This is a genomic window from Sphingomonas paeninsulae, assembly GCF_003660165.1.
In the GTDB taxonomy this organism is placed as follows: domain Bacteria; phylum Pseudomonadota; class Alphaproteobacteria; order Sphingomonadales; family Sphingomonadaceae; genus Sphingomonas_O; species Sphingomonas_O paeninsulae.
Window position 1 is genome coordinate 68,561 of record NZ_CP032828.1, and the last position, 25,493, is coordinate 94,053.

The window sequence follows — 25,493 nt, forward strand, 5'->3', positions numbered from 1 at the left end:
TTTCAGTCGGGCACAACGCCTCCCGCCTCATGCAGCAGCAGCGTTTCAACATCGTCGATCCGCGAAGCCGGCAATTCCCGATGGCCCCAACGCGCGTAGAGCGTCGGGAGCACGAACAGGGTGAGCAGCGTTGCGGAGATGAGACCTCCGATAACGACGGTTGCGAGCGGCTTTTGAACCTCCGCCCCCGCCCCGGTCGCAAACGCCATCGGCACGAAGCCGAGCGAGGCAACCAGCGCGGTCATGGCGACGGGCCGTAATCGCGCCATCGCCCCTTCGGCACTGGCAGTTGCCCGATCCATGCCGCCACGCATCAGCTCCTGGATCGACGTCACCATCACCAGGCCATTGAGGACCGCAATCCCCGACAGCGCGATGAAACCGACTGCTGCCGATATTGAGAACGGCATCCCTCTCAGCACGAGCGCCAGCACGCCGCCCACAAGCGCAAGTGGCACGCCCGTGAACACGATGGCCGCGTCGCGCACGCTTCCCAATGCGCCATAAAGCAGCAGTATGATCAGCACGAAACACGCAGGGACGACGAGTGCTAGCCGACTGCGGGCGGCCGCCAGATTCTCGAACTGCCCGCCCCATTGCAAATAGGTACCGGCCGGAAGCTGGACCTTTGCGTCGATCGCTGCCTGTGCGTCACCGACGACACTGGCAATGTCGCGCCCACGGACATTGGCCTGCACCACAACCCGACGCTTGCCATTTTCGCGGCTGACCTGGTTCGGCCCATCGACAATCTCCAGCAATGCAACCGATTCCAGCGGCACGAATGCTCCCGACGGTGTAGCCACCGGCACCTGTCGCAGCGCGTCGATGTCGGTACGCAGACGATCATCGAGCCGGATTACGACATTGAAACGCTTGTCGCCTTCGAAAATTACCCCTGCTTCGCGCCCCCTATCGCAGCCGAAATCACGTCCTGCACATCTTGAGCGGTAAGGCCCAGGCGCGCCATCGCATCTCGCTTCATCCGGATATCAAGCATCGGCAGCCCGGTGGTTTGCTCGATCTTCACGTCAGTCGCCCCATCGACCCGGCGCAGAACGGTGGCGATACGGGCAGCGGTTGCATCCATCGATGCAAAGTCATCGCCGAACACCTTGATCGCGATGTCGCTGCGGACGCCCGCGATCAGTTCGTTGAACCGCATCTGGATCGGCTGGGTAAAGTCAAAGCTGGTGCCCGGCAATTGAGAGAGGCGCTGGTCCAGACGCGCGACCAGATCTTCCTTTGGCAAACGCGGGTTCAGCCACTCGACACGGGGCTTCAACATCACAAAGGTATCGGTGGCGTTGGTTGGCATCGGATCGGTGCCGAGGTCTGCTGTGCCAGTGCGCGAGAACACGGTCTTCACCTCCGGCTCACGCGACAAGAGCTTTTCAAATGGAAATTGCATCGCCTGACTCTGATCGACGGACGTACCGGGAATGCGCCGCGTTTCGACCAGTATGTCACCCTCGTCGAGCTGCGGCAGGAACTCCTGCCCAAGCGTGAGGAACAGTCCCGCTGTCGCCACCAGCATCGCCAGCGCGATGCCAATGGTTGCTTTGGGCCGCTGCATCGCCCGTGTAAGACCGAGCCGATACCGTGCCCTGGCAATGGCGACGACACGGCTCTCTTTCTCCCCGATTTTTTTACTGAGCAGGCACCCGATGGCGGCAGGCACGAAAGTCAGCGAGAGAATGAAGGCAAACGCGAGTGCGATGATGACGGTCAGCGCCATCGGTTCGAACATCTTGCCTTCGGTGCCGGTGAAGGTCAGCAACGGCGCATAGACAAGGATGATAATCGCCTGACCATAGACCGATGGACGGATCATCTCCCGGGCCGACGCCGCGACAATCGACAGGCGCTCATCCAACAACAATAGCCGCCCCTTGTGATGCTGGCGTTCGGCAAGACGCCGCAGCGCATTCTCGACAATGATGACCGCGCCATCGACGATCAAACCGAAATCCAGCGCGCCCAGACTCATCAGATTGGCTGAAACCCCAGCCTTCAGCATCCCCATGCTGGTCAGCAACATTGTTATCGGGATTACCAACGCCGCGATCAACGCAGCGCGGAAATTACCCAGCAATAGAAATAGAACGACGATGACGAGCAACGCACCTTCGGCAAGGTTCTTGGCGACCGTCTGAATCGTCGAATTGACGAGCTTGGTGCGGTCGAGGATCGGCGTCGCAATGATATCGACGGGCAAAGACTTGTTGAGCGTCACCAATCGTTGCGCCACGCCCGATGCAACCGTGCGGCTGTTCTCGCCGATCCGCATGATCGCTGTGCCGATAACAACCTCTCGACCACGTTCTGATGCCGATCCCATTCGGAACGCCTGTCCCGTTCCGACCGTTGCAACTTGTGAAAGGGTGATCGGCACGCCCTCGCGCGTAGCAACGACCATGCTCGCAAGTTCGCTGGCGTTGCGAACGCGCGCGTCGGAACGCACGGCAAGCGCCTCGCCGTTGCGGCTGATGACACCGGCTCCGATACTGACATTGTTGCGTTCGATTGCGCTGGCGAGATCGTTCAATGACAGATTAAGCGCCGCAAGCCGCTGCGGATCAGGTGTCACCAGATATTGTTTCACATAGCCGCCAAGGGAATCGACCGCGGCCAGACCGGGTGCCGAACGCAATTGCGGCCCCACGATCCAGTCCTGTACCGTGCGCAGATAGGTGGCCATCGCGATCTCGGTGGTCAGCCGGTCACCTTCGGGCGTAATATAGCTGCCATCGCGCTGGACGCCGGGCTCCCCATCCTTGTGCCGGACCTGATCGAGTTCGCGCATCTCGATCGTCCACTGGAAAATATCGCCAAGGCCAGTCGCGATCGGTCCCATCTGCGGTTTAACCGAAGGGGGAAGTGCACTTTCGGCGCCGCGCATCCGCTCGGCAACCTGCGCCCTGGCAAAGTAGATGTCGGTTTTGTCAGTGAAAACGGCAGTGACCTGCGCGAAGCCATTACGGCTCAGCGACCAAGTGCGTTCCAGACCGGGAATGCCCGCAAGGGCAGTTTCAATCGGCCATGTCACCTGCTTTTCGGCCTCCAATGGCGATAGCGCCGGTGCCGTAATGTTGATCTGAACCTGATTGTTGGTGATGTCGGGCACCGCGTCGATCGGCAGGCGATAAAGCGCCGCACCGCCGATGATCGTGGCAATGATGGTGAGCAGCAGGACGAACCAGCGCCGCTCGACCGAAAAGGTGATGATCCGACCGATCATGGTCATTCCTCCTCGCCCTCGCTCTTGCCGAGTTCGGCCTTGAGCGTGAAACTATTGGTGGCAGCGACCTGCTCGCGGCCGATCAGCCCGGACACGATGATCACCCGATCCCCGCTGGGTGCCCCGACCTTCACCGGCACCGCCTTGAAGCCAGTCGGCGTGCGGACGAACACGACCGTTTTGCCCCCAAGCGACTGAACAGCGATCTGAGGTATGGCAATCTCCGGGCTTCCGCTCTTTCCGGGAAGCTCGATCGCGGCGTTGATGCTTTCGCCGACGCGCCATTGACCGCCTCGATTGTCCATTGTCGCGATGACGGGCACGAGTTTCGTCTGGGCGTCGAGTACGGGCGAAACGAACGTCACCCGCGCGGTTCCCTGTCGGCCCGGCGTGGTCACCGATACCGGAGCACCCGGCCGCACCAGCCCCGCATCGACAGGAGAGAGCGAGATGGAAAGCGATACGGTCGACAGGTTGGCGACCCGGTATAATTCCGCGTCCGCAACCACGGTCTGACCGAGCATCGCGGACCGGGCAATGATCTGACCACCGATCGGCGAAGACAGGGCAAGGCGATTGAGTGCTCCGCCGCCGCCGCCAGCCGCTGAAAGTTGCTGTTGTGCCTGTCGCAACGCAATATTGGCTTCAGCCGCAGCCGTCTGCGCGGCGATCAAATCCTGCTCTGGCGAAACCCGCTCGGCGAACAATCGCTGTTCGCGACGGAGTTGGCTTTGCGCCAGCGACGCTCTGGCCTGCGATGCTTCGACCTGTCCTTTAAGCTGGGCCGCCTCGCGACTCTCGATAATGGCAAGCGTATCACCCCGCCTGACCGTTTCACCCAGATTGCGGGTGAGCGTCACGATACGGCCACCGATCGCGGCGGACACGATCTGGATGCCTTGCGGATCGCCTGCGATCGTGGCTGGCAATTCGATCGCTCCGGCCCCGCCTCCGACGGTTGGGCGTACCAGCAGGATGCCGGCTGCCTCGATCTGCTGGGGTGTTAATGTGACCACCCGATCGGATGCTGGTTCCGTCGACGCTGCGGCGGAGGCTTCGTTACCGGTGGTGGGTGCGCCCCCGCACGCCGCGAGTGTTGTGGCGAATGCGAGGGGCAGTATCGCCCTGAATGTCTGCAAGGTCATGGGATCAATCTCTCGTCAAATCAGGGGCAGCCGTCGTCAAACGGTCCCGCCGCGCCTGTGCGTCGTGATATGCGGCAAGTGCGTCGATTGCCGCCGCCCGGATCTCGGAAAGCGTGCGTTCTGCATCGAGCAGGTCGAGCTGGCCGAACTTACCCTCGCGATAGCCAATCCGCGCGATGCGTGCCGCTTCCTGCGCTGCGACGAGTGCCGGGCCGCTGGCAGTCAGGGCCGTCATGGCAGCGTTCGCGACTTCCGCTTCCGAGGCCGCGATTGCCTGAGCGGTCTCAATCGCAATCACGCGGCTCATCGCGTCGCTCTGGTCACGCTCCGCTCGCGCCTGCGCAATGGCGGCGCTGCCATTGTTGAATATTGGAAACGGGATCGACACACCGAATACAGCCGCTGTGTCATTTGTGGCAGCAAGCCGACGCGCCCCGGCGCTCAGCCTGATGTCGGGTATCCGCTGCGAACGGGCAAGCCCGACCTGAGCATCAGCCGTGGCGACATCCGCCCGTGCTGCCGTCATGGTCAGAGTGCTACCTGGATCGATTAACTGCGTCGGTCCATATCCAGAAACCCGGTCGAACCATGCAAGGTCGAGTTTTCCGGTGATCGGCTGTCCGATGCGTCGTGCAAGGTTGCCGCGTGCAACCTCCTGTGTTCGGGTCGCCCGCTCCACCGCAGCCTCAGCGTTGATCCGCACCACCTCGGCTCGCTGCTCCTCCATAGGGGAAGCCCGCCCGGCTTTCACACGGACCCGTGCGGCCCTGAGCGCTCCGGTAGCGATGCCGGACTGTTCTCCGGCGGTCGTAAGCCGTCGCTCCGCCGCGATCGCCTCGATATAGGACTGTGTGACGGCAAGCCTGACATCGGCCCTCGCCACCGCCGCCGCGATCACCGCGCGCTGACCGCGCGCACCGGCAACAGCGATACGGGCGGAACGCTTGCCGCCCAATTCTACCGGCAGTTCCAGCCCGACCGTTGTCTCGGCGCTTCTGAGGCCGCGATACTGGCCGCTGCCCGTGACGTTCTCAGTCTGGGTGACTATCGAAGGGTTGGGACGCAGACCGGCGATTGTCCGTGCCGCGTCGGTCGAACGAATACCTGCCGATGCGACCTGTATCGACGGAGACGTTGCCCCCGCAAGATCGAGAGCCTTATCTAGCGTTAAGGATGGACCGGTGTGCGCCGGATCGGTCGATTGGGCCTGCGCGATCGACGCGCAGCCAGACACGGCCAACAAGGCCGCAAAAAAACGATGCATGAATTAAGACTCCTGACGAACCAAGGCAGATGTCGGACGCGCAAAAGCGCCCGATCCGGCGAAGGTTCAGGTCCGGGGTGGTCTCAGTGCAGGGTCGGCACCACTCGTGGCCAAAGCGAGCGCGTTGGTCGGACGGCCCCGTAGGCCGACACCCTCCTGCTGGGTCGGGTCGGTCTTCGCTGCCGCCGTCGCAACATGATGTCCGTGGCAGCCGCCATGATGATGCGGGTAGCCATTGTCGCTATCGGCAGGAACCTGATCGCCATTAGTGTGACCGGTCTCGGCAGAAGTTCCGGCGTCGATGCAGGTGATTGGCTCCATAGTATGCGCAACCGAACCCATTCCCAGAGACAGGAATATGGTCAGGCAGGCAAAGAAGGCGATCAAACGGTGCATCGAGCGTTCCTGTAGCAATTATAAGCTTGCCGGAGCCAGTAAATGTTGCTGTCGATCATCAACCGCTCGGACGCGCCTGCTTCGCGCAGCACGATGCGAGCGCCTGACACTCTTCAGAACCATGTCCGCACGCCGATAACAAAGCTCGTCGCTCTGACATCCTCCCCGTCGGCACGCGCATAGTGCGCCGTTTGCCCAATCTTCCGATCGTAGGAAACACCGATATACGGCGCGAACTCACGTCGAACCTCATAGCGTAAGCGCAAACCCAATTCGGCATTCGAGATGCCCGCACCGATCCGGTTTTCCGGCACGTCCTGCGCCGAAAGATTCAATTCGATGCGGGGCTGAAGGATCAGGCGCTGAGTGATGCGCTGATCGTAATAGCCCTCGATCCGACCCAGCACGTCCCCTTTATTCGACAGGAACAACGCGGCCTCCATATCGAACCAATAGGGCGAAACCCCTTCGATACCGATCGTCGCATAGGCGCGCGAGGGATTGGGCGTGAAATCATAGCGAACGCCTCCCTGAAGATTCCAATAGGGGTCCAGCGCCCGGCTATAGAGAACCTGTACCTCCGCACTTTCAATACCTTCGCGATTGACCCCCTCACCCTCGGTCTTGATCACCAGCCGATCGAGATCCTTGCCAAACCACGCCTCGCCGTCCCACCGATAACCGTCCCGCCCGTTACGGATCTGATATTCGGCGAGGTTGAAGACGATCATCGAGGACGTGCTGCCGCCATGCTCCTTCTGCAACATGGATCTCGAATCGACCATCGCCCCGTCCGGATAAATCCGATCGGCATAGTGATCGGTGGGGGGTGCCGGTGCCGGAGCATTGCCCGGTTCAAGACTGGTGCCCCCGGCCCCATGCGCTGCCATTGGTTTGTCCATCGCCATCCCGTGCATCGACGACATGTCGTGCTGCATCGGTTGCTCGGTTTCGGCTGCGGGCATGTCCATCCCCGGCATGTTCGACATGTCATGCCCAGCATGTTCGTCGGATTTGGCAGGTTCCTTGCTGGCGTCCGTTCCCGACATGTCCATATCGGGCATATTGTGCATGGACTGTGCGTTTACCGGCTCAGCGAGAGCGAACGGCACCACGCTCATCAGGAGAAAGAATGGCTTCACGCCGCTTCTCCCCGAGGCCGGACAGAGACGACACGCATCATGCCTGCATGCATGTGATAAAGCATATGACAGTGGAAGGCCCAATCGCCGACCGCATCGGCGGTAACGTCGAAGCTGACTTTCCCGCCCGGGGCGACATTGACCGTGTGTTTGCGCGGTGAATATTCACCGTGCCCCGTGACCAGTTCGAAAAAATGCCCGTGAAGATGGATCGGATGCGACATCATCGTTTCGTTGATGAGAGTCACGCGGACACGTTCATTTTCCACAAAAGGAATAGGCTCACGCTTATCGCTCAGCTTCACGCCGTCGAAAGACCACATATAGCGTTCCATATTGCCGGTCAGATGAATTTCCATCGCACGGTCAGGCGCTCTCAAATCGGGATTGCGCTCCACGGCCATGAGGTCGCGATAAACGAGAACGCGGTGTCCGACATCGTCGAGGCCCTGTCCCGGCTCACCCGTGCGATCCATAGGCATCGGAGAAATTGTCTGAACGCCCGGCCCCATTTTTACCTGCGGGGCCTTGCTGGCATCGCGCATGTTCATGGTGCCCATTGCCATTCCACCTGCGGCAGCACCCGACATATCATGCCCCATCGCTGCATGATCCATACCCGGCATGACACCGTGCATATCGCCCATGCCCATGTCTTTCATGGTAGCGATCGGACGCTTTCGAAGTGCAGGCACCTCGGCCACCATGCCTTCGCGCGGTGCCAGAGTGGCTCGCGCCATGCCTGACCGATCCACCGATTCACCGACCAGTGTATAGGCCCGATCATCAGTCGGTGTGACGATGACATCATAGGTTTCGGCAACCGCGATCTGGAATTCATCGACCTCGACGGGCCTTACGTTCAGACCATCGGCCTGAACCACCGTGAGCTTCAAACCCGGAATTCTGACGTTGAATGTCGTCATCGCCGAAGCATTTACGACGCGCAGGCGAACTCGCTCGCCGGGACGGAAAAGCGCCGTCCAATTGTCCCGTGGACCATGTCCATTCACCAGATAAGTGTAGGTCGATCCGGTAACGTCGGAGACATCCGTGGGGTCCATTCGCATGTTACCCCATTCGAGACGATCCTTCAGAGGTTGATCCTGCTTTCCCAGCAAACCAGCGAGGGTCTGGCGCTGATAATTGAAATAGCCTCCGCCCACCTGCTTCAGCTTTCGGAAAATGGCGTGCGGATGCATCGAACTGTGGTCGGACAGTACGATGACATGTTCACGATCCGACTGGATCGGATCATCGCCCGCCGGATCGATGACGATCGGCCCGTAAAGGCCCATCTGTTCCTGCAACCCCGAATGGCTGTGATACCAATATGTACCCGCCTGAACGATTGGAAATTCATAAACGAACGTCGATTTGGGTTTGATGCCCGGAAAGCTGACGCCGGGCACACCGTCAAACTGAAACGGCACCAACAGCCCGTGCCAGTGGATCGAACTGTCCTCCTCCAGATCATTGATTACGGACAGACGCGCGGTCTGTCCCTGACGCAGCCGGATCAAAGGACCGGGCACCGTACCGTTGATGCCGATGGCATGACTTTGACGGCCATCGACCATCATCATCTGATGCGCGATTTTAAGAGAGATATCATTGCCCGAAACGGTCGGGAGCGGCTTTGCAATACCCGCAGAAACCGACTGTGCCCATGCTGGCATCCAGGCCGACAATGTCAGCCCGCCTCCAGTCAGTGCAGCACCGCGGATAAGGTCGCGGCGGTTCATTGCCGGGTTCATTGTGTATCCTCATTCATGGTTTGGCGCTCTTTGTCTGGAAAGACGGAGAAGCGCGACATCTTCCCAGCTTTACGCATGAGCCGCGCGCATCCCTCATTTTTCGATCAGGATTTCGGTAAGCCGCGCCCGCGCCCTGTATAATCGCGTTTCCACCGCCTTGCCGCTGATCGAAAGAGCGGTAGCAGCTTCCGCCTGGCTGAGCCCCTCAACAGTGCGGAGCAACAGAACCTCTTGCAACGATGCCGGCAATGCGCCGATCGCAACAGTCAGTCTCTCAAGCTCTATTTTCGCGGCCGCGCTGGCATGTGCCGAAGGGCCGTCGTCAGCCACTTTTTCAACTTCGGCGGCCGGAGCGCCAAATGAGAAAAATCGTCGCACCCTCTGTCGCCGCCGCCAGTCCCGGCATTTGTTGATCGCGATACGCGAAAGCCATGCACGCATAGGCCGGTCGCCATCATATTTCCTCAAATGGCTAAAGGCCGACACGAAACAATCCTGAGTGAGATCGAGCGCCTCTTCGGCATTGCCGACAAGACCGCGCACCAGCCGATAAATCGGGTTCTGGTGGCGGCGCATGATTTCACCAAACGCCGCTTGCCGACCGCTGAGCGTCAGCGCCGCTAGTTCACCGTCCGAACACGCCGGTAAATCCAGACTCACCGCACATCGTCGGTAAGCGCATGAACAACCGCCCGGTCGAATTTCTGTGCCTGATCCGCGCGCAATATCTGCCGAATGGCAAAGATATGACCAAGTGTCTCCTTCTGGAGTTCGCCCATAGCACGGTGCGATTGATCGACGGCGGCGATCACGCGCGGCCCATTCCCATGCTCTGCCTCTATAGCATCGGCAAGACGTGCATTATCGGCTCGCAACTCCAGTTCCAGCGCACGACGCTGCACCGCAAACCGCTGCTCGAACACGTTAATCTGTGCCTTTTGTCGATCATCAAGGTCGAGCTTGCCATGCAACACCTCATGCAGTGCAACACTGGCTGCCACCGGCTGCGGAAAGAACTGACGGCACAAAAACACGCCCGCCACGGCCGCAAAAAAGGCCACAAGCGCGAACCGGACGAACATACGCGGTTTCATCGCAGGCCTGCGAGGAGCGTCGAAGGTGCAAGCGGATTGGACGGCCCGAAGGGAGCCAGCGTTATCGACGCCTCAGCCGGTGGGGTAAATCCGTTACTGGCAAAGCCCAGGAGCACGGCTCCAAAGGCCGCGACCACACCGAACCTGAGTTGGACGGCAGTCGAAACGTAAGGACGCGCCGCTATGCGGCTGAACACCGCCTCTTCAATGTCTGCAACGCCCGGATGGATCGGTTCGGTGCGTAAGCGGCTCAACAGGTTATCTAAGTCTGTATTCATCTCGACTTCCCAATCCTCACTCCGACCGGACGTTCGGCATGTTCCCTATAGCTCATCTTCCACCCGGCCCTCCCCAGCAAAAGCTTGTGAACGACCGGAGACTTCACATCCGTATATTGATTATACGCGCGCGACGTCGCCACCCCTCGTCATCAACGATCGCGAGGCAGATTATAGCTCTTGACCCTAACATGATGTCAGACATTAGATGAGGTGCGTCGATAAGGAAAACAGCTATGACGGATTCGAAAACGACGTCGCATTCAGGCGCGCACAGTGGGGGCGCTGGCAACCATGACGGTCCAACCGACATCAAGTCGGCCAAAGATCCCGTCTGCGGAATGACGGTCGATCCGGCCACAACGGCCCATCACGCCCACCATGCAAAAGACGATTATCATTTTTGCAGCGCTGGCTGCCGTTCGAAGTTCATGGCCGATCCTGAACATTATCTTTCGGGCCGGGCCAACGCGCCCATCGTCGCAGCTCCGGGCACGATCTGGACTTGTCCAATGCACCCGGAAATTCGCGTGTCGGAACCAGTGCCCTGCCCGATTTGCGGTATGGGGCTCGAACCAGAAATGGTGACGGCCGACGCCGGACCCAGCCCGGAACTCGTCGATATGACGCGACGCTTCTGGATCGCCCTTGTGCTGACAATCCCCGTATTCCTGCTGGAAATGGGCGGACATCTGTTTCCGGCGCTGCGCCATCAGATTCCCGACCGTATATCGGGCTGGGTTCAATTCGCACTGGCGACCCCCGTCGTCCTCTGGGCAGGCTGGCCGTTTTTCGAACGCGGCTGGGCGTCGCTTCGAACGCGTAACCTCAACATGTTCACGCTGATCGCGATGGGGACAGGCGTTGCCTGGACCTATAGCGTCGTCGCCACCCTCGCTCCCGGCATATTTCCGGCGGCGTTTCGTATGATGGACGGCACCGTCGCCATCTATTTCGAAGCCGCCGCAGTCATCACTGTCCTTGTCCTGTTGGGTCAGGTTCTCGAATTACGCGCTCGTGAACGCACCTCGGGCGCGATCAAGGCGCTCCTCAATCTCGCGCCCAAAACCGCCCGTCGGATCATGGCGGATGGCAGCGACGAAGAAGTCGAAATCGACCTGATCGTCGTCGGCGACAAGCTGCGCGTCCGCCCCGGAGAGAAAGTGCCTGTTGATGCGGTCGTCGAGGATGGCCAGTCCTCGCTCGACGAATCGATGGTCACAGGCGAATCCATGCCCGTGACGAAAACGATCGGCGCGCCTGTTGTGGCTGGGACGATAAACCAGACCGGATCGCTCATCGTACGGGCAGATAAGGTTGGTCGCGACACGATGCTGGCCCGCATCGTCCAGATGGTGGCCGATGCTCAGCGTTCGCGCGCACCGATCCAGCGCATGGCCGACAAGGTTGCGGGCTGGTTCGTCCCGACGGTCCTTACGATTGCCCTGCTCTCCTTCGCGATATGGGCGATATGGGGTCCAGAGCCACGACTGGCGCACGGACTCGTTGCCGCCGTTGCGGTGCTGATAATTGCCTGCCCCTGTGCGCTCGGCCTGGCGACGCCAATGTCAATCATGGTCGGTATCGGTCGAGGCGCGGGCCTTGGCGTCCTGATCAAAAATGCCGAGGCGCTGGAGCGAATGGAAAAGGTGGACACGATCGTCCTCGACAAGACCGGCACGCTGACCGAAGGACGACCTTCCGTAACCGCCATCGTCGCAATGAACGGCTTTTCAGAGGACGACATTCTTCGCCTCGCCGCTGGCGTCGAACGGGCGTCCGAACATCCCCTGGCGCTCGCGATCGTCACCGCGGCGATGGATCGAAAGCTCGACGTTCCGGACGTTTCCGACTTCGACGCGCCAACAGGTAAAGGCGCGGTCGGCACCGTGGACGGCAAGCGCATCTTTCTGGGCGGAGCCGCTTATCTCAAGGAAAACGGCATCGACGTATCATCAGCGGCTCAAAAGGCGGACGATCTGCGCGCAGACGGCGCCACCGCCATTTTCGCCGCCATCGACGGTCGTGTCGCCGGCATTCTCGCCATCGCCGATCCGATAAAGGCGACGACTGCCGGAGCGCTGGCGGCTTTGGAAAAGGAGGGCATCAGGGTCGTTATGCTGACCGGCGACAACCGCACGACCGCCAACGCCGTAGCCCGTAAACTCGGCATCGATACGGTCGAAGCCGAAGTCCTGCCCGATCAAAAGGCTGCTGTCGTCCTGCGCCTGCAAAGTGAAGGGCGTGTCCTCGCCATGGCGGGCGATGGCGTGAACGACGCGCCCGCTCTGGCAGCAGCGGATGTCGGCATTGCCATGGGTTCGGGCACCGACGTTGCCATTGAAAGCGCTGGCATCACGCTGCTCAAAGGCGACCTTAACGGCATAGTGCGGGCGCGACGACTGAGCGAAGCGACGATGGCCAACATCCGTCAAAACCTGTTCTTCGCCTTCATCTACAATGCCGCCGGTGTCCCCATCGCCGCCGGGCTGCTCTACCCGGTGTTCGGCATTCTTTTGTCACCTGTCATCGCCGCCGCCGCGATGGCCCTCTCCTCCGTCAGCGTCGTCACCAACGCGCTGCGTCTCAACCGGGTGACGCTGTGAATATCGGAGGTGCATCGACTGCGAGCGGGGTCTCGCAACGGATGATCCGCCATTATGAACAGATCGGCCTAATTCCGTCGCCACCGCGCCGCGACAGTGGGTATCGCGACTATTCCGAAGCTGACATACACAGGCTAAGGTTCATCGCGAATGCCCGGGATTTGGGATTTCCAATCGAGGAAATTCACAGGCTGCTCGATCTATGGTCCAATCACGACCGTGCCAGTGCAGAGGTAAAAGCACTGGCGGAATCGCGCGCGGCGGACCTTGGTCGAAAGGCGGATGCGCTTAATGCCATGCGCGAGGCATTGCTGGATTTGGCAAAAGGCTGTCACGGCAACGAACGGCCCGAATGTCCGATACTCTCACGTCTGGCTTCCTGAGCCTGTCGCTAGTTTTCGCCATAAAGGTCGCGCTGCGATCGATCGATTTCATCGGCATAGCGTTTGCGGACATATTTCTCGGTCAGCATACCCAAGATGCGACCTTCTGCATCGACAACGGCAAGATCATCCGCGCCGCTCTCGTCAAAGCGCTCCATAATCGTCCCGATCGTAAAATCGGGCGGCAACGTGACGCCATTCAGGATTGAAAGGTCGGCGATCGGCCGCTCGCCATCCCCGGCGTCGGCGAACACGGTGGCGGTCGAGACCAGACCGGCATAATGGCCCGCTGCGTCCTGAAGCAAAACGCGGCTTGTAGATCCCAGCGGAAACTGCTGCCTGAAAATAGTCTTGGACAGTGTGGGCAATGCCGTGGCGGGTGCCGCGCGCATCATCTTGCGGGCCGTCAGCGCCCGCATCCAGCCAATATCGCGCGCGCTCCGCACCACCTCGCCCCGCAGATGCAGGCGCCAGGTCGAAAACGAATAGCCGAACTTTTCGCGGACCAGTGCGCTGGAACACAGGCTGGCAGTAAGCACGACCGCCGTGATCGCAAAATCATGGGTCGCCTCCAGAACGAGAAAGGACATGGTCATCGGGCCACCAACGACCGCAACGGCCAGTGCCGCCATTCCGACAAGCGCAGCATCCATCAGCGATAATGGAACGACGCCCGGAATGAGCATCCACAAGCCCGCAAGGATCTTGCCGAGCAACGCCCCCAGAAAGAGCGACGCAAAGAACAGCCCTCCACGGAAACCAAAGCCGAGCGACACAACCGAAGCGAGACATTTAAGTGCAAATACGAGCGTCAATGCGCTCAGCGCCAGTTCGCCCCCGATCGTGAGGTGTAGCGCGCCATGTCCAGCCGACAGTGCCTGTGGTGAGCCCAGCGCGATCGGGATAAGGATCAGGCCACCGGCAACGGGCCTTGCCCATTCGGGCAGCACCGTGCGGCGAACGGCCGCTTCCGCAAACGACACCAAACGCATCAGCGCTATCCCTGCGAACCCTGCGATCAACCCCAGCCCGGCATAGAGCAGATAGTCAACGGTTGCGATGTTCTGGCTGCTGGTTGCAGCAATCAAATAGGGCGTCGCACCCAGTGATCGCGCTGTGACAACCGCTGCCAGAGTGGCAGCCACAACGGGAGCAATACTGGCGGGCGTATAGGCACCGATGACAATTTCAAAGGCATAGAATGCGCCTGTCAGGGGTGCGCCAAATGCAGCGCCAATCGCGGCACCTGATCCCGCTCCAACCAGCACGCGAAGATCGTTACGGCGCAAGTTGAGCCATTGGCCGACGATCGAGGCAACCCCGCCCCCATTTGTGCATAGGCCGCCTCAAGCCCGACCGACGCACCGCAACCGTTGGAAACAAGAGTCTGACCAGACACAAGCAGCGTGTCGCGAAACGGAATACGTCCACCATGAAGCGCATTGGCCTCCACCACGTCGATCGCAGTCCGCTTATGGTTTCGAACCAGGAGCACGATCGCGCCAAGCACAACCCCTCCCAATGGCAATGAAAGCAGCCGGATCGGAGAGATTGAAGCAAGACCGCTGAGCCGGTCGTCAAGGTGAAGGTCATAAAGCGTGGATTGAAGAAAATGCGCCGTAGCACCGAGCACAGCGGCCAGAAGCCCGGCGGCGATCCCAACCCCGACCGCAAGCAGAATGAAGCTGGCTTCGCTGGCCCGGAACAAGCGCCGCGCGGCGGACACAATCCCGCGAGGCCGCAAAAACCGCTCATTCATAGGAGGGATCGCTGGGCGCCTTCCCGTTCAGCACACAGCAAATGGCGATGACCATGGGAAGGGTTTCCATTTGAGGGCGAGTCTGGAAAATGCGAATGAGCAATTCCTCCCTCAAATAAGAACGCCCCCGCGCGACTTGTATCAGCGTCCAGCCAGTTTCAACAATGCCTGTGCCCGGGAAAGATAAGGCCGGTCGAGCATACCCCCCTTATATCCGATCGCGCCGACGCCGGGGTTGGCCGCGAAAATGTCCACGATCTCCTGCGCCGTCATCACCTCCTCATCGCTCGGCGTGAAGGCGGCGTTGATGACATCGACCTGCGCCGGGTGAATGGCGAGCATTCCACGATAACCCTCTCGACGCACTTGCTCGGCGCGTTTGCGAAGCGTCTCCAGATCGCGGAAATCGCTTTGGATTGTGTCGATCGCAGCGACCCCGGCAGCCGCCGCACCGATAAGGCAAAAACTGCGCGCCATCTGGAATGTGAATCCATAATCGCCATCAGCGCCCTTATTATCGCTCGCGCCCAGAGCAACGGCGAGGTCTTCGGCTCCCCATGTCATCGCAACCAGACGCGGCGCGCCAGCGTAATCGCCGGTCGTGAACATGGCTTCGGCGGTTTCGGTGACCAGCGCGATGACTTTGATCAACCCCGGCTCGATGTCGGCCGCAACTTCCAGAATGCTCAGATAATTATTCAGCAGTTCCACATCGGCCCGGCCACGCGCCTTGGGCAACATGATTCCGCCCGGACGACTGCCGACCACAGCGACCAGATCCGCAAGCGCAAACGGACCATCGAGCGGATTGATACGCACCCAAAACCGCGAATGATCGTCAGTTCGCGACTTGAGAAAGTCGGCGACCATTCCCCGTGCCTTGGGCTTTTCGCTTTCGGTTACAGCATCTTCAAGATCGAAAATCGCAACGTCCGTTGCGCTGTCGCTCGCCTTTTCCATCTTTCGTACGCTGTCACCGGGGGCGAACAGCCATGATCGGGCGTTAAAAATTTCTGTCGAGATGGTCATCGGTTTCCCTGGCGTTACACGGTTTTCACAGTGTCGCGAGAAACGTGGCTCGGCAAGGCTTCGGTAATCAGACGCAGCGCCGGCTGGCACAAACTATTGCGTCAGCCGCCCGTCGAGCAACTTGATGATGGCGGAAAAATCCTTCGACCCCGAACCCAGCCCAACGAATGCCTGATAAAGCGCCGCAGCATTCGACCCCATCGGCACCGACGCATTGACACCCTGAGCAGCTTCGACCGCCAGCTTCAGATCCTTCAACATCAACGCAGCCTGAAATCCACCCTCGAAATCACGGTTTGCGGGCGATGCCGGAACCGGACCGGGCACAGGGCAATAACTTGTCATCGACCAGCTTTGCCCCGACGCCTTTGAGCTGATGTCGTAAAATGTCTGGAGGTCGAGCCCCAGCTTTTCGGCCAGCGCAAATGCCTCACATGTCGCGATCATTGTCGCGCCCAACAGCATATTATTGCAGATCTTTGCGGCCTGTCCCGCGCCGGCTGCGCCTGCATGAATGATCGTTTTGCCCATCGCCGCCAGTATCGGCTCTGCGCGCGCAAACCCATCCGCCGGTCCGCCGACCATGAATGTCAAAGTCCCGCCATTGGCAGCAGCAATGCCGCCTGACACCGGCGCATCGACCGCGACTAGCCCTGCACCAACGGCAAGTTCTGCGACCGCACGGGCACTTGCCACGTCAATAGTCGAACAATCGATTAACAGCGTGCCGGGCTTGGCGTTCGCCACCAGTGCCTCGGCATAAACCTGTCGCACATGCTTGCCAGCCGGGAGCATCGTTACAACGATATTGGCACTCGCCGCCTCGACAGCATTGTTTACGGCAACGCAACCAGCGGCAACCGCAGCGTCCAGCGCGGTTTTAGAAAGATCGAACGCGTGGACCGAATATCCTGCTTTCACCAGGTTGGCGGCCATGCCGCCGCCCATGTTACCCAGCCCGATAAAGCCGATGGTGGTATTGGTCATAACGGCGTCCACTCCTGATTGGCGGGCAACGGCGCAAAGATCGCGTCGAGCAATTCGGGTGTCACGCCCTCGGGCGTCGACGGGTTCCAGACCGGGGCATTGTCCTTGTCAACGATCACCGCACGGACCCCCTCCACGAAATCAGGAAGCAGGATAACGCGGCTCGCGATCCGGTATTCCATCCGCATATCATCGGCAAAATCCGTCAATTTTGCCCCCGCCGCCAACTGACGCAACGCCACCTTGCAAGTCTGGGGCGATTTCGTGCGGAGTGTTGCGAGTTCCTTCATCGCCCATTCGGAACCATCGTCATTAAGTGCCGCGAGGATATCCTCGTACACATCCGAAGCGAACAGCCGGTCGATCATGGCGATGCTATGAACCACCCGAGCGTCTGGTGGCGTGATCGAAAGGCTTGTCAGTATCGCATCGATTTCACCGGGATCGGCAGCGATCCGCGACTTGGCCTCGTCCAGAGCGGCAGCGGGAAGATAATGGGTCGCCAATCCGAGAGCGAAGCATTCGGCCCCGTCGAGACGTGCGCCGGTCAGCGCAAGATAGACCCCAATACGCCCCTGAAGCCGCGATAAATACCAGCCACCTCCAACGTCGGGGAACAGGCCGATGCCGGTTTCGGGCATGGCAAAACGCGTGTTCTCCGTCGCGATCCGATATTTTGCTGGCTGGCTGATACCGACGCCGCCGCCCATCGTGACGCCGTCCATGAAAGCAACCACCGGTTTCGGATAAGTGAAAAGCTGATAGTTAAGCCGATATTCGGTATGAAAAAACCGCAGCGAATCCGCACCGCCGCGCGTCGCACCGTCAGCCAGAAAACGAATATCGCCGCCCGCGCAAAAGCCCCGACCCTCGGCATGGTCGATAATCACGGCCTTGACGCTATCGTCACTCTGCCATTTCGTCAGTGCAGCGCTCATCGCCTCACACATCGGCAACGTCAGCGCGTGGAGGGCTTTCGGGCGGTTCAGGCGAATGCGCCCGGCGTTGTCCTCGATAACAGCCAAGACTTCGTCGGCCCCCTGCATGATCGCCGGCTTGTTCATTGTATCGCTCATCACTGTATCGCTCATGTTCGTGTCAGTTCACGGCCAACGATCATCCGCATGACCTGATTTGTGCCCTCAAGGATCGAATGCACGCGCAGATCGCGCCAGAACCGTTCGATGGGGTAATCCTGCAAATAGCCATAGCCGCCAAACAGTTGCAGCGCATCGTTGGCAATCTTCGACCCGGTGTCGGTCGCAAGCCGCTTTGCCATCGCCGCGAATTTGGTTTTGTCGGGCGCGTTCGCCGTGACCTTGGCAGCCGCGATATACAACAGCGCGCGGGCGGCCTGTAGATCGGTTTCCATATCGGCCAGCATGAACTGGGTATTCTGGAAATCAGCGATACTCTTGCCGAACTGCTTGCGGTCTTTGGTATAGGCAATCGCTTCGTCCAGACAGCGTTGTGCGCCACCAAGCGAGCAGGCACCGATGTTCAACCGGCCGCCATCAAGGCCCATCATCGCGATGCGGAACCCCTCACCCTCGCCACCGATCAAATTTTCGGCCGGCACGCGCACGCCGTCGAAATTGACTTGTGCCGTGGGCTGCGAATGCCAGCCCAGCTTGCGCTCGTTCGCGCCGAACGAGACGCCGGGCATATCCTTTTCGATGACGAGGCACGAGATGCCCTTTGCCCCGTCCTCGCCCGTGCGGACCATCGTCACGTAAATCTCGTTCGCGCCGCCGCCCGAAATAAACGCTTTCGACCCGGTGACGACATAATGGTCACCGTCGCGAACTGCCTTGGTTTTCAGCGCCGCTGCGTCAGAACCCGATGATGGCTCGGTCAGGCAATAGGATGCGATCTTTTCCATCGTGACGAGGTCGGGAAGGTATTTCGCCTTGACCGCCGCCGACCCGAAACGATCGATCATCCATGCCGCCATATTGTGGATCGAAATGAACGCGCTGGTGGAGGGACAGCCATAAGCCATCGCCTCCATAATGAGTGCGCTGTCCAAACGGCCCAGCCCGATACCGCCCGACTCTTCGCTGACATAAATCGACGCAAAGCCCAGTTCCGCTGCCGACTTGATCGTATCGCGCGGAAAGATGTGCTTCTCGTCCCATTCCGCAGCGTGGGGCGTGATCGCGTCGGCGGTAAACTTGCGCGCCATGTCCTGGATCGCAAGCTGGTCCTCGGTAAGCTCGAACTGGCCCGTCATTAATTTACCCCATCGTCGGTATGACGAACGCGTTGGCCCCATCGCCCACGCCGCCGTCGGGCCAGCGCTGTGTAATGGTCTTGACCTTGGTCCAGAACTTCACGCCTTCCATGCCGTGCTGGTTGGTATCGCCGAACGCGCTGCGCTTCCAGCCACCGAACGTGTGATAAGCGACCGGCACCGGGATCGGCACGTTGATGCCGACCATGCCGACATTCACGCGCGCCGCGAATTCGCGGGCAGCGTGGCCGTTGCGGGTAAAGATCGCGACGCCGTTGCCGTACTGATGCTGACTGGGCAGCGCGAGGGCTTCTTCGAAATTGGCAGCACGGACGATCTGGAGGACGGGTCCGAAGATTTCCTCCTTATAACTTTCCATGCTGGTGGTGACATGATCGAACAGGCTTGGTCCGATGAAAAACCCCTGCTCATGCCCCTGCAGTTTGAAGCCCCGGCCATCAACGACCAGTTCCGCGCCCTCGTCGACGCCCTTCTGAATCCAACCCTCGACACGCGCCTTATGCGCGGCATTAACGACCGGCCCATAATGCGCATCGGTATCGGTCGATACGCCGACCCGGAGCGCTGCGATGGCAGGCAACAGCTTTTCGCGCAGGGCGATCGCCGTTTTCTCACCGACAGGCACAACCACCGGCAACGCCATGCAGCGTTCGCCAGCCGATCCGAATGCAGCCCCTGACAGGTCGTTGACCACCTGATCCAGATCGGCGTCGGGCATGACGATGCCATGGTTCTTGGCACCCCCCATTGCCTGCACGCGCTTGCCCGCAGCAACGCCGCGTTTGTAAACGTAATGCGCGATGTCCGACGACCCGACAAAGCTAACCGCTGCGATTTCGGGATGATCGAGAATGGCGTCGACCATTTCCTTGTCACCGTGCACGACCTGACAAATCCCGGCGGGCAAGCCAGCTTCTATGAACAGCTCGGCAAAGCGCACGGGAATCGAGGGGTCGCGCTCGCTGGGCTTGATAATGAAGGCGTTACCCGTCGCGATTGCGACGCCCGACATCCATAACGGGATCATGCCGGGGAAGTTGAACGGCGTGATGCCCGCACCGATGCCAAGCGGCTGGCGCATCGAATAAACGTCGATGCCGGGGCCAGCTCCTTGCGTATATTCGCCCTTCAGGATGTGCGGGATGCCGCAGCAGAATTCGATCACCTCCAGCCCGCGCTGAATATCGCCCTTTGAATCGGCAATGACCTTGCCGTGTTCGGACGACAACAGGTGGGCGAGTTCTTCCATATTGGCTTCGACCAGCCGCTTGAATTCGAACATCACGCGCGCACGGCGTTGCGGGTTGGTCGCTGCCCAGCCGGGCTGCGCCTTCAATGCAGCGGCGACGGCCAGGTCCAGCACAGCGGCATCGCCAAGCGCAACGCGTGCCTGCACTGCGCCTGAGTTCGGATCGAAGATGTCACCGAAACGTGATGCGGCAACGCCTGAGCCGCCTTCGATGAAATGGTTAACCGCACGCATGATCCGTCTCCAGCTATTTTCCCGACAATTGCGAGCGAACGGCGGCAAGCGCAAGCGACGGCGATGCAGTCATGGTTTGCATTTCTGCAGGACGGTTTGCAGCAGCGCCGAAATCCTCGCCCGGCCCTCTGGCGTCAGCAATATATCCTGCCTGACCTCGATCTCCAGATACGGCAGCTCAGCGGGATAGGCGTGGCGCGGAACGGTGTAGTCGATGCCGTCCATCGCATAGGGCTCATTATCGCCGACCGGTTGAGTCGTCATCCGCCCTAATTCCGCTAACACGCTCATGGCAAAGCCGGTGTTACCCAGGTGATGGAGTATCCCGATCTTCCAAGGCCGCACGACGCCATTCATTTCCGGCGTAAAGCTATGGATTGCAACGATAGTCTTTTCGCCAAGCGCAGATGCGATCGCGGAATGATAAGGCTCGTGGATCGACTCGACCCGCGCCGCCCGGTCCTCCGCCGACAAATCCTGATTACCCGGAATTATGGTGCCATCGCTGACCGGCGCCATCGCATCGGGAGCCGACGGGTCGCGGTTACAATCAATGACAAGGCGCGAATATGTCTGGCGGATCAGCGTCGCGTCGAGCGCCTTACTGAGCATCACCGAAAGTTCGGCTGCACCCAAATCCCATGCAATATGACGACCAAGCTCTTCAGGCCCAAGCCCCAGCGATCCAAGCCGCCTCGGGATCAACTTACCGGCATGATCGCAAACAATCAGGAACGATGAAGCGCCTGCGGGGTTAATTATCTGAAATGGCGGCGGATCGTCCACCCCAAGTAAAGGTGACGGTCGCAATTCGCCGCTCCCGATATGTGGGTTATTCGATGCCATTCCTGAACCTCTCTCACGTCACGACCTATTCCTACCGACAACCCGTGGCCTTTGGCGAGCACCGGATTATGGTGCGTCCACGGGAAAGTTACGACCAGCATTTGATTGACGCGATGCTGAAAATCGACCCGGAGCCAAGCGAATTACGCTGGTTTCAGGATGTTTTCGGCAATTCCGTAGCGATTGCCACCTTCGACAAGCGCAGCAAACAACTGATCTTCGACAGCCAGTTGCGGCTCGACCATCGCCCAGCCAATATCCAGCATTACGATATCGAGGATTATGCGCGGTTTTACCCGTTCACTTATTCTTCGGAAGATATGCCCGACCTGCTCCGGTCGATAGAACGCCAGCATCTCGACCCACAGCGCCTGATCGATAGCTGGGCGCGCAAGTTCGTGAGCAATATCGGCAAGACCGACACGCTGACGATGCTGACCGATATCACAGCGGCAATCCGGCGCGAATTTACCTATGTCCCCCGTCCCGAAAAGGGGACACAAACTCCCATCGAAACACTGAACCGGCGTCAGGGTACATGCCGCGATTATGCGATGTTCATGATCGAGGCGGTAAGGGCGCTGGGTTTCGCGGCCCGCTTCGTATCCGGTTATGTGTACAGCCCGTCATCACGCGAATTGCGGACCGGCGGCGGCAATACTCACGCATGGGTCCGCGTGTATTTGCCGGGTTCGGGCTGGGTGGAATTCGATCCGACCAACGGCCTCGTCGGAAATCGCGGCCTGATCCGCGTCGCCATCGCACGTGATATTTATCAGGCCGTTCCGATTTCGGGAACATGGGCCGGTTTCCCCGGCAGCTTCCTCGACATGACTGTCCAAGTCGACATCTCCGTCGACGACCATGTTTCCGGCACCCAACGCTTACCCGCCCCTCTTCCCGGGGACCTGATCGAACCTGAAATCAAAAGGGCCGACCTATGTTAATCCGCGCCGGCTATGAAATCCGTTTCGAAACAGCCATGCCCACCCCGATGATGGCGATGCTGAGCGTCCATCCATCCCGGTCCAGGGATCTTGCGACCCCGCACCGCATTTTCGCATCGCCCGATGTGCCGATGTACGATTATCTCGACGCCTTCGGAAATGTCTGCACGCGCGTTACCGTGCCCGACGGGGCCTGACGCTCTGTTGCGATTTCACGATCGAGGACGATGGCCGCCCGGACCCGCAGACTCCCGATGCACATCAACACTCGATCGAAGATTTGCCCAACGACATATTGATGTTCCTGTTGGGCAGCCGTTATTGCGAAACCGACCGGTTATCGAACACGGCATGGTCGCTGTTCGGCCATATCGAGCCTGGCTGGGCACGGGTGCAGGCAATCGTCGAGTTTACTCACAACCATATCGAGTTCGGTTACCATCACGCCCGCTCGACAAAAACGGCGTGGGATGCGCATCAGGAACGGCAGGGCGTGTGTCGCGACTTTGCCCATCTGGCGATTACCCTCTGCCGCTGCATGAATATTCCTGCGCGCTATTGCACCGGATATCTTGGCGATATCGGTATTGCTCCCGTGGACTCACCGATGGATTTCTCGGCATGGTTCGACGTGTATCTGGGGGGCGAGTGGCATATCTTCGACGCACGGCACAACACGCCACGCATCGGACGGATTTTGATGGCACGCGGGCGCGATGCGACCGATACCGCGTTAACGACGGCATTCGGCCCCGCGCAGTTGGTACAGTTCGACGTGCATACCGATGAAGATCGGGGGACCGCAAAAATTCTCCAGATCAATGAAAGCAAATGCAATGGCTAAGACTGGTTCGGTTACGAAATCCGCGATGCGCGATCCCTTGCTCGATGCGAGCATTCTGCCTTTTGGCGCTCCGCAGTTCGACCAGATTAGCGCCGGGCAATTTGTCCCCGCGTTCGAAACTGCCATCGCCGAAGCCGCGATAGAGATTGCAGCGATCACCGATAATCCCGAGCCAGCGACTTTTGCCAATACGATCGAAGCATTGGAACGCAGCGGCGAGCGGCTTTCCCGCGTGCGCCGCATTTTTTACACTCTGTCATCGGCACAGTCCGATACTGCCATGCGGACCGCGGAACCCCCGATATCCGCAATGCTGACCCGGCACGGCACGGCGATTTCACACAACGCCGCTTTGTTCGCCAGGGTTAAGGCGGTGTGGCAGACACGCGAAACGACCGGGCTGGACGAAGCACAGCGGCGTCTGGTCGAGGACAGTTACCGTGGATACCTCAACGGCGGTGCTGCGCTGAACAGGACGGACAAGCACCGCTTTGCCGCGATCGACCAACGACTTTCGGCGCTATCCACGGCGTTCGGCCAAAATGTTCTGGCCGAAGCTGCCGCGTGGGAAATGATATTGGCAGAAGGCGATCTGGACGGACTGCCCGACGGAATGCGTGCATCGGCAAGGGCGCGTGCAGAGGCAAAGGGGTATGCGCAGGGCTATGTATTCACGCTCGACCGTGGCGACATGGAGGGGTTGCTGGCGTTCTCGACCCGACGCGATTTGCGCGAACGGATGTGGCGGGCGTTTACCGCGCGCTGCGATGGCGGCGCCCATGATAACCGCGCGATTATCGATGAAACGCTTGCCCTTCGGAAAGAGCGGGCGGCATTGCTTGGCTATGCCACTTATGCGGACTACGCCCTGTCCAACAGCATGGCGAAAACCCCCCAGGCCGCCGAGGCGCTCTTGATGCGCGTTTGGGAGCCTGCGGTGCGCGAGGCAGCGAGTGAGCGCGCAGCGTTGCAGGCATCCGCCAATGCCGATGGCGCAACCTTTGCTGTCGAAGGCTGGGACTGGCGATTTTATGCCGAACGGATCAGGCGCGACCGCTTTGCGCTGGATGGTGCAGAGGTGAAAAAGCATCTGCTCCTCGATCCGGTCATCGATGCCGCATTCTCGTGCGCCGAACAACTATACGGGCTGAGTTTTCGGCGGCGCCCCGAACTGCCGGGCTGGCATCCCGATGTGAAAGCATGGGGGTGTTCGAAAAAGGGGGCGAGATCGGCTTGCTCTACACCGACTATTTCGCGCGTCCCGAAAAGCACGGCGGCGCGTGGATGGGGAGCCTTCGCGTACAGGAGAAACTGGACGGGCCGGTATTGCCGATTGCCTATCTGGTCGCCAATTTCGCCATCCCGCCAGAAGGGGCGGACACCGGTCTTTCAATCGACGAGGCGCGAACGCTGTTCCACGAATTCGGTCACGCACTTCACGCATTGCTGTCGAATGTGAAATATCAAAGCCAGTCGGGAACGGCGGTCGCACGGGATTTCGTCGAGCTGCCATCGAAGTTCATGGAACACTGGATCGTCGCGCCCGAGACTTTGCGTGAAATGGTGCTGCCTCCCGGCCTGATCGCCGCAATCGGTCATGCCGATGACTTCGGTCAGGGATTCGCGACGGTGGAACTGGTGTCCTCGGCTCTCATTGATCTGGCGCTACACCGGTCAGGGGATATCGCCCCGCATTCCGCCGCAATCGAAGCGGCTACGCTGGAGCGAATAAAGATGCCGGGCACCATCGCGCCGCGTCAGGGGGTGACGCATTTCACTCATGTTTTCGACGGTGGCTATGCCAGTGCCTACTACAGCTATCTTTGGTCCGAGGTGCTGGACGCAGACGCTTTTTCTGCTTTCACCGAAGCGGGTAATATATTCGACCCCGCCCTCTCCGCCCGCTTTCGATGGGAGGTTCTTGCACCGGGGAACACGCGCGACCCAATGGCGTCTTTTGTGGCGTTTCGGGGTCGGGAGCCTGATGAAACGGCCTTGCTGAAGGAACGACGGCTAATTTGATCGCGCGTATGATCAC

17 protein-coding genes and 4 pseudogenes are annotated in these 25,493 nt (G+C 59.9%); 5 read left to right on the forward strand and 16 right to left on the reverse strand.

Annotated elements, in window-relative coordinates:
- Positions 1-2 precede the first annotated feature (2 nt).
- The 9 genes and pseudogenes from D3Y57_RS01475 to D3Y57_RS01515 form a co-directional block, all read right to left on the reverse strand.
- Positions 3-3,241: pseudogene (locus D3Y57_RS01475) on the reverse strand (efflux RND transporter permease subunit).
- 2 nt (positions 3,242-3,243) lie between these two features.
- Positions 3,244-4,386 carry an efflux RND transporter periplasmic adaptor subunit gene (locus tag D3Y57_RS01480; protein WP_121150716.1) on the reverse strand — a complete coding sequence of 381 codons (1,143 nt, stop codon included), beginning with the start codon at positions 4,384-4,386 and terminating at the stop codon, positions 3,244-3,246.
- A gap of 4 nt (positions 4,387-4,390) precedes the next feature.
- Entirely contained in the window at positions 4,391-5,650 is a 1,260-nt protein-coding gene (locus D3Y57_RS01485; protein WP_121150718.1) for a TolC family protein, read from the reverse strand.
- Positions 5,651-5,716: 66 nt separating this feature from the next.
- Complete coding sequence (locus D3Y57_RS01490) at positions 5,717-6,046, reverse strand: hypothetical protein (protein WP_121150720.1); 330 nt, start codon at positions 6,044-6,046, stop codon at positions 5,717-5,719.
- Positions 6,047-6,159: 113 nt separating this feature from the next.
- Positions 6,160-7,188, reverse strand: a complete 1,029-nt coding sequence (locus D3Y57_RS01495) for a copper resistance protein B (RefSeq protein ID WP_239025780.1) — start codon at positions 7,186-7,188, stop codon at positions 6,160-6,162.
- Positions 7,185-8,945 carry a copper resistance system multicopper oxidase gene (locus D3Y57_RS01500; protein WP_121150722.1) on the reverse strand — a complete coding sequence of 587 codons (1,761 nt, stop codon included), beginning with the start codon at positions 8,943-8,945 and terminating at the stop codon, positions 7,185-7,187. Before D3Y57_RS01500 ends, D3Y57_RS01495 begins: the two co-directional genes overlap by 4 nt.
- Positions 8,946-9,038: 93 nt before the next feature.
- The gene (locus D3Y57_RS01505; RefSeq protein ID WP_121150724.1) at positions 9,039-9,605 is read right to left on the reverse strand and encodes an RNA polymerase sigma factor; all 567 of its coding nucleotides are present in this window, start codon (positions 9,603-9,605) and stop codon (positions 9,039-9,041) included.
- Entirely contained in the window at positions 9,602-10,039 is a 438-nt protein-coding gene (locus D3Y57_RS01510) for a periplasmic heavy metal sensor (protein ID WP_121150726.1), read from the reverse strand. The genes D3Y57_RS01505 and D3Y57_RS01510 overlap by 4 nt, the downstream gene beginning before the upstream one ends.
- Positions 10,036-10,317: a hypothetical protein gene (locus D3Y57_RS01515; protein WP_121150728.1), complete on the reverse strand. Its 282-nt coding sequence runs from the start codon at positions 10,315-10,317 to the stop codon at positions 10,036-10,038. The genes D3Y57_RS01510 and D3Y57_RS01515 overlap by 4 nt, the downstream gene beginning before the upstream one ends.
- A gap of 236 nt (positions 10,318-10,553) precedes the next feature.
- Between D3Y57_RS01515 and D3Y57_RS01520 the strand changes: the two genes are divergently transcribed.
- Both D3Y57_RS01520 and D3Y57_RS01525 read left to right on the forward strand, forming a co-directional pair.
- Positions 10,554-12,923 carry a heavy metal translocating P-type ATPase gene (locus tag D3Y57_RS01520; RefSeq protein WP_162986873.1) on the forward strand — a complete coding sequence of 790 codons (2,370 nt, stop codon included), beginning with the start codon at positions 10,554-10,556 and terminating at the stop codon, positions 12,921-12,923.
- Positions 12,920-13,306, forward strand: coding sequence for a Cu(I)-responsive transcriptional regulator (locus D3Y57_RS01525; RefSeq protein ID WP_121150730.1), 387 nt, complete (start codon positions 12,920-12,922; stop codon positions 13,304-13,306). The genes D3Y57_RS01520 and D3Y57_RS01525 overlap by 4 nt, the downstream gene beginning before the upstream one ends.
- Before the next feature lie 8 nt (positions 13,307-13,314).
- On the opposite strand, the pseudogene D3Y57_RS01530 reads toward D3Y57_RS01525, so the two are convergent.
- The 7 genes and pseudogenes from D3Y57_RS01530 to D3Y57_RS01560 all read right to left on the reverse strand — a co-directional run bounded on the left by D3Y57_RS01530 (position 13,315) and on the right by D3Y57_RS01560 (position 21,664).
- Positions 13,315-15,065: pseudogene (locus D3Y57_RS01530) on the reverse strand (chloride channel protein).
- Positions 15,066-15,206: 141 nt separating this feature from the next.
- On the reverse strand, positions 15,207-16,094 hold the full coding sequence (locus tag D3Y57_RS01535; protein WP_121150732.1) for an HpcH/HpaI aldolase/citrate lyase family protein: 888 nt from the start codon (positions 16,092-16,094) through the stop codon (positions 15,207-15,209).
- 93 nt (positions 16,095-16,187) lie between these two features.
- Positions 16,188-17,081: a 3-hydroxyisobutyrate dehydrogenase gene (gene mmsB, locus D3Y57_RS01540; RefSeq protein WP_121150734.1), complete on the reverse strand. Its 894-nt coding sequence runs from the start codon at positions 17,079-17,081 to the stop codon at positions 16,188-16,190.
- Positions 17,078-18,172: an enoyl-CoA hydratase/isomerase family protein gene (locus D3Y57_RS01545; protein WP_239025781.1), complete on the reverse strand. Its 1,095-nt coding sequence runs from the start codon at positions 18,170-18,172 to the stop codon at positions 17,078-17,080. The genes mmsB and D3Y57_RS01545 overlap by 4 nt, the downstream gene beginning before the upstream one ends.
- The gene (locus D3Y57_RS01550) at positions 18,169-19,314 is read right to left on the reverse strand and encodes an acyl-CoA dehydrogenase family protein (RefSeq protein ID WP_121150736.1); all 1,146 of its coding nucleotides are present in this window, start codon (positions 19,312-19,314) and stop codon (positions 18,169-18,171) included. The genes D3Y57_RS01545 and D3Y57_RS01550 overlap by 4 nt, the downstream gene beginning before the upstream one ends.
- Before the next feature lie 4 nt (positions 19,315-19,318).
- Positions 19,319-20,818, reverse strand: a complete 1,500-nt coding sequence (locus D3Y57_RS01555; RefSeq protein ID WP_121150738.1) for a CoA-acylating methylmalonate-semialdehyde dehydrogenase — start codon at positions 20,816-20,818, stop codon at positions 19,319-19,321.
- 69 nt (positions 20,819-20,887) lie between these two features.
- Positions 20,888-21,664 carry an N-formylglutamate amidohydrolase gene (locus tag D3Y57_RS01560; RefSeq protein ID WP_121150740.1) on the reverse strand — a complete coding sequence of 259 codons (777 nt, stop codon included), beginning with the start codon at positions 21,662-21,664 and terminating at the stop codon, positions 20,888-20,890.
- Between D3Y57_RS01560 and D3Y57_RS01565 the strand changes: the two genes are divergently transcribed.
- The 3 genes and pseudogenes from D3Y57_RS01565 (at position 21,658) to D3Y57_RS01575 (ending at position 25,477) form a co-directional block, all read left to right on the forward strand.
- Complete coding sequence (locus D3Y57_RS01565) at positions 21,658-22,611, forward strand: transglutaminase family protein (protein WP_121150742.1); 954 nt, start codon at positions 21,658-21,660, stop codon at positions 22,609-22,611. The genes D3Y57_RS01560 and D3Y57_RS01565 overlap by 7 nt on opposite strands.
- Positions 22,605-23,455 (forward strand): annotated as a pseudogene (locus tag D3Y57_RS01570) (transglutaminase-like domain-containing protein). Before D3Y57_RS01565 ends, D3Y57_RS01570 begins: the two are co-directional and overlap by 7 nt.
- A gap of 25 nt (positions 23,456-23,480) precedes the next feature.
- Positions 23,481-25,477, forward strand: a pseudogene (locus D3Y57_RS01575) (M3 family metallopeptidase).
- The last annotated feature ends 16 nt before the right edge of the window (positions 25,478-25,493 follow it).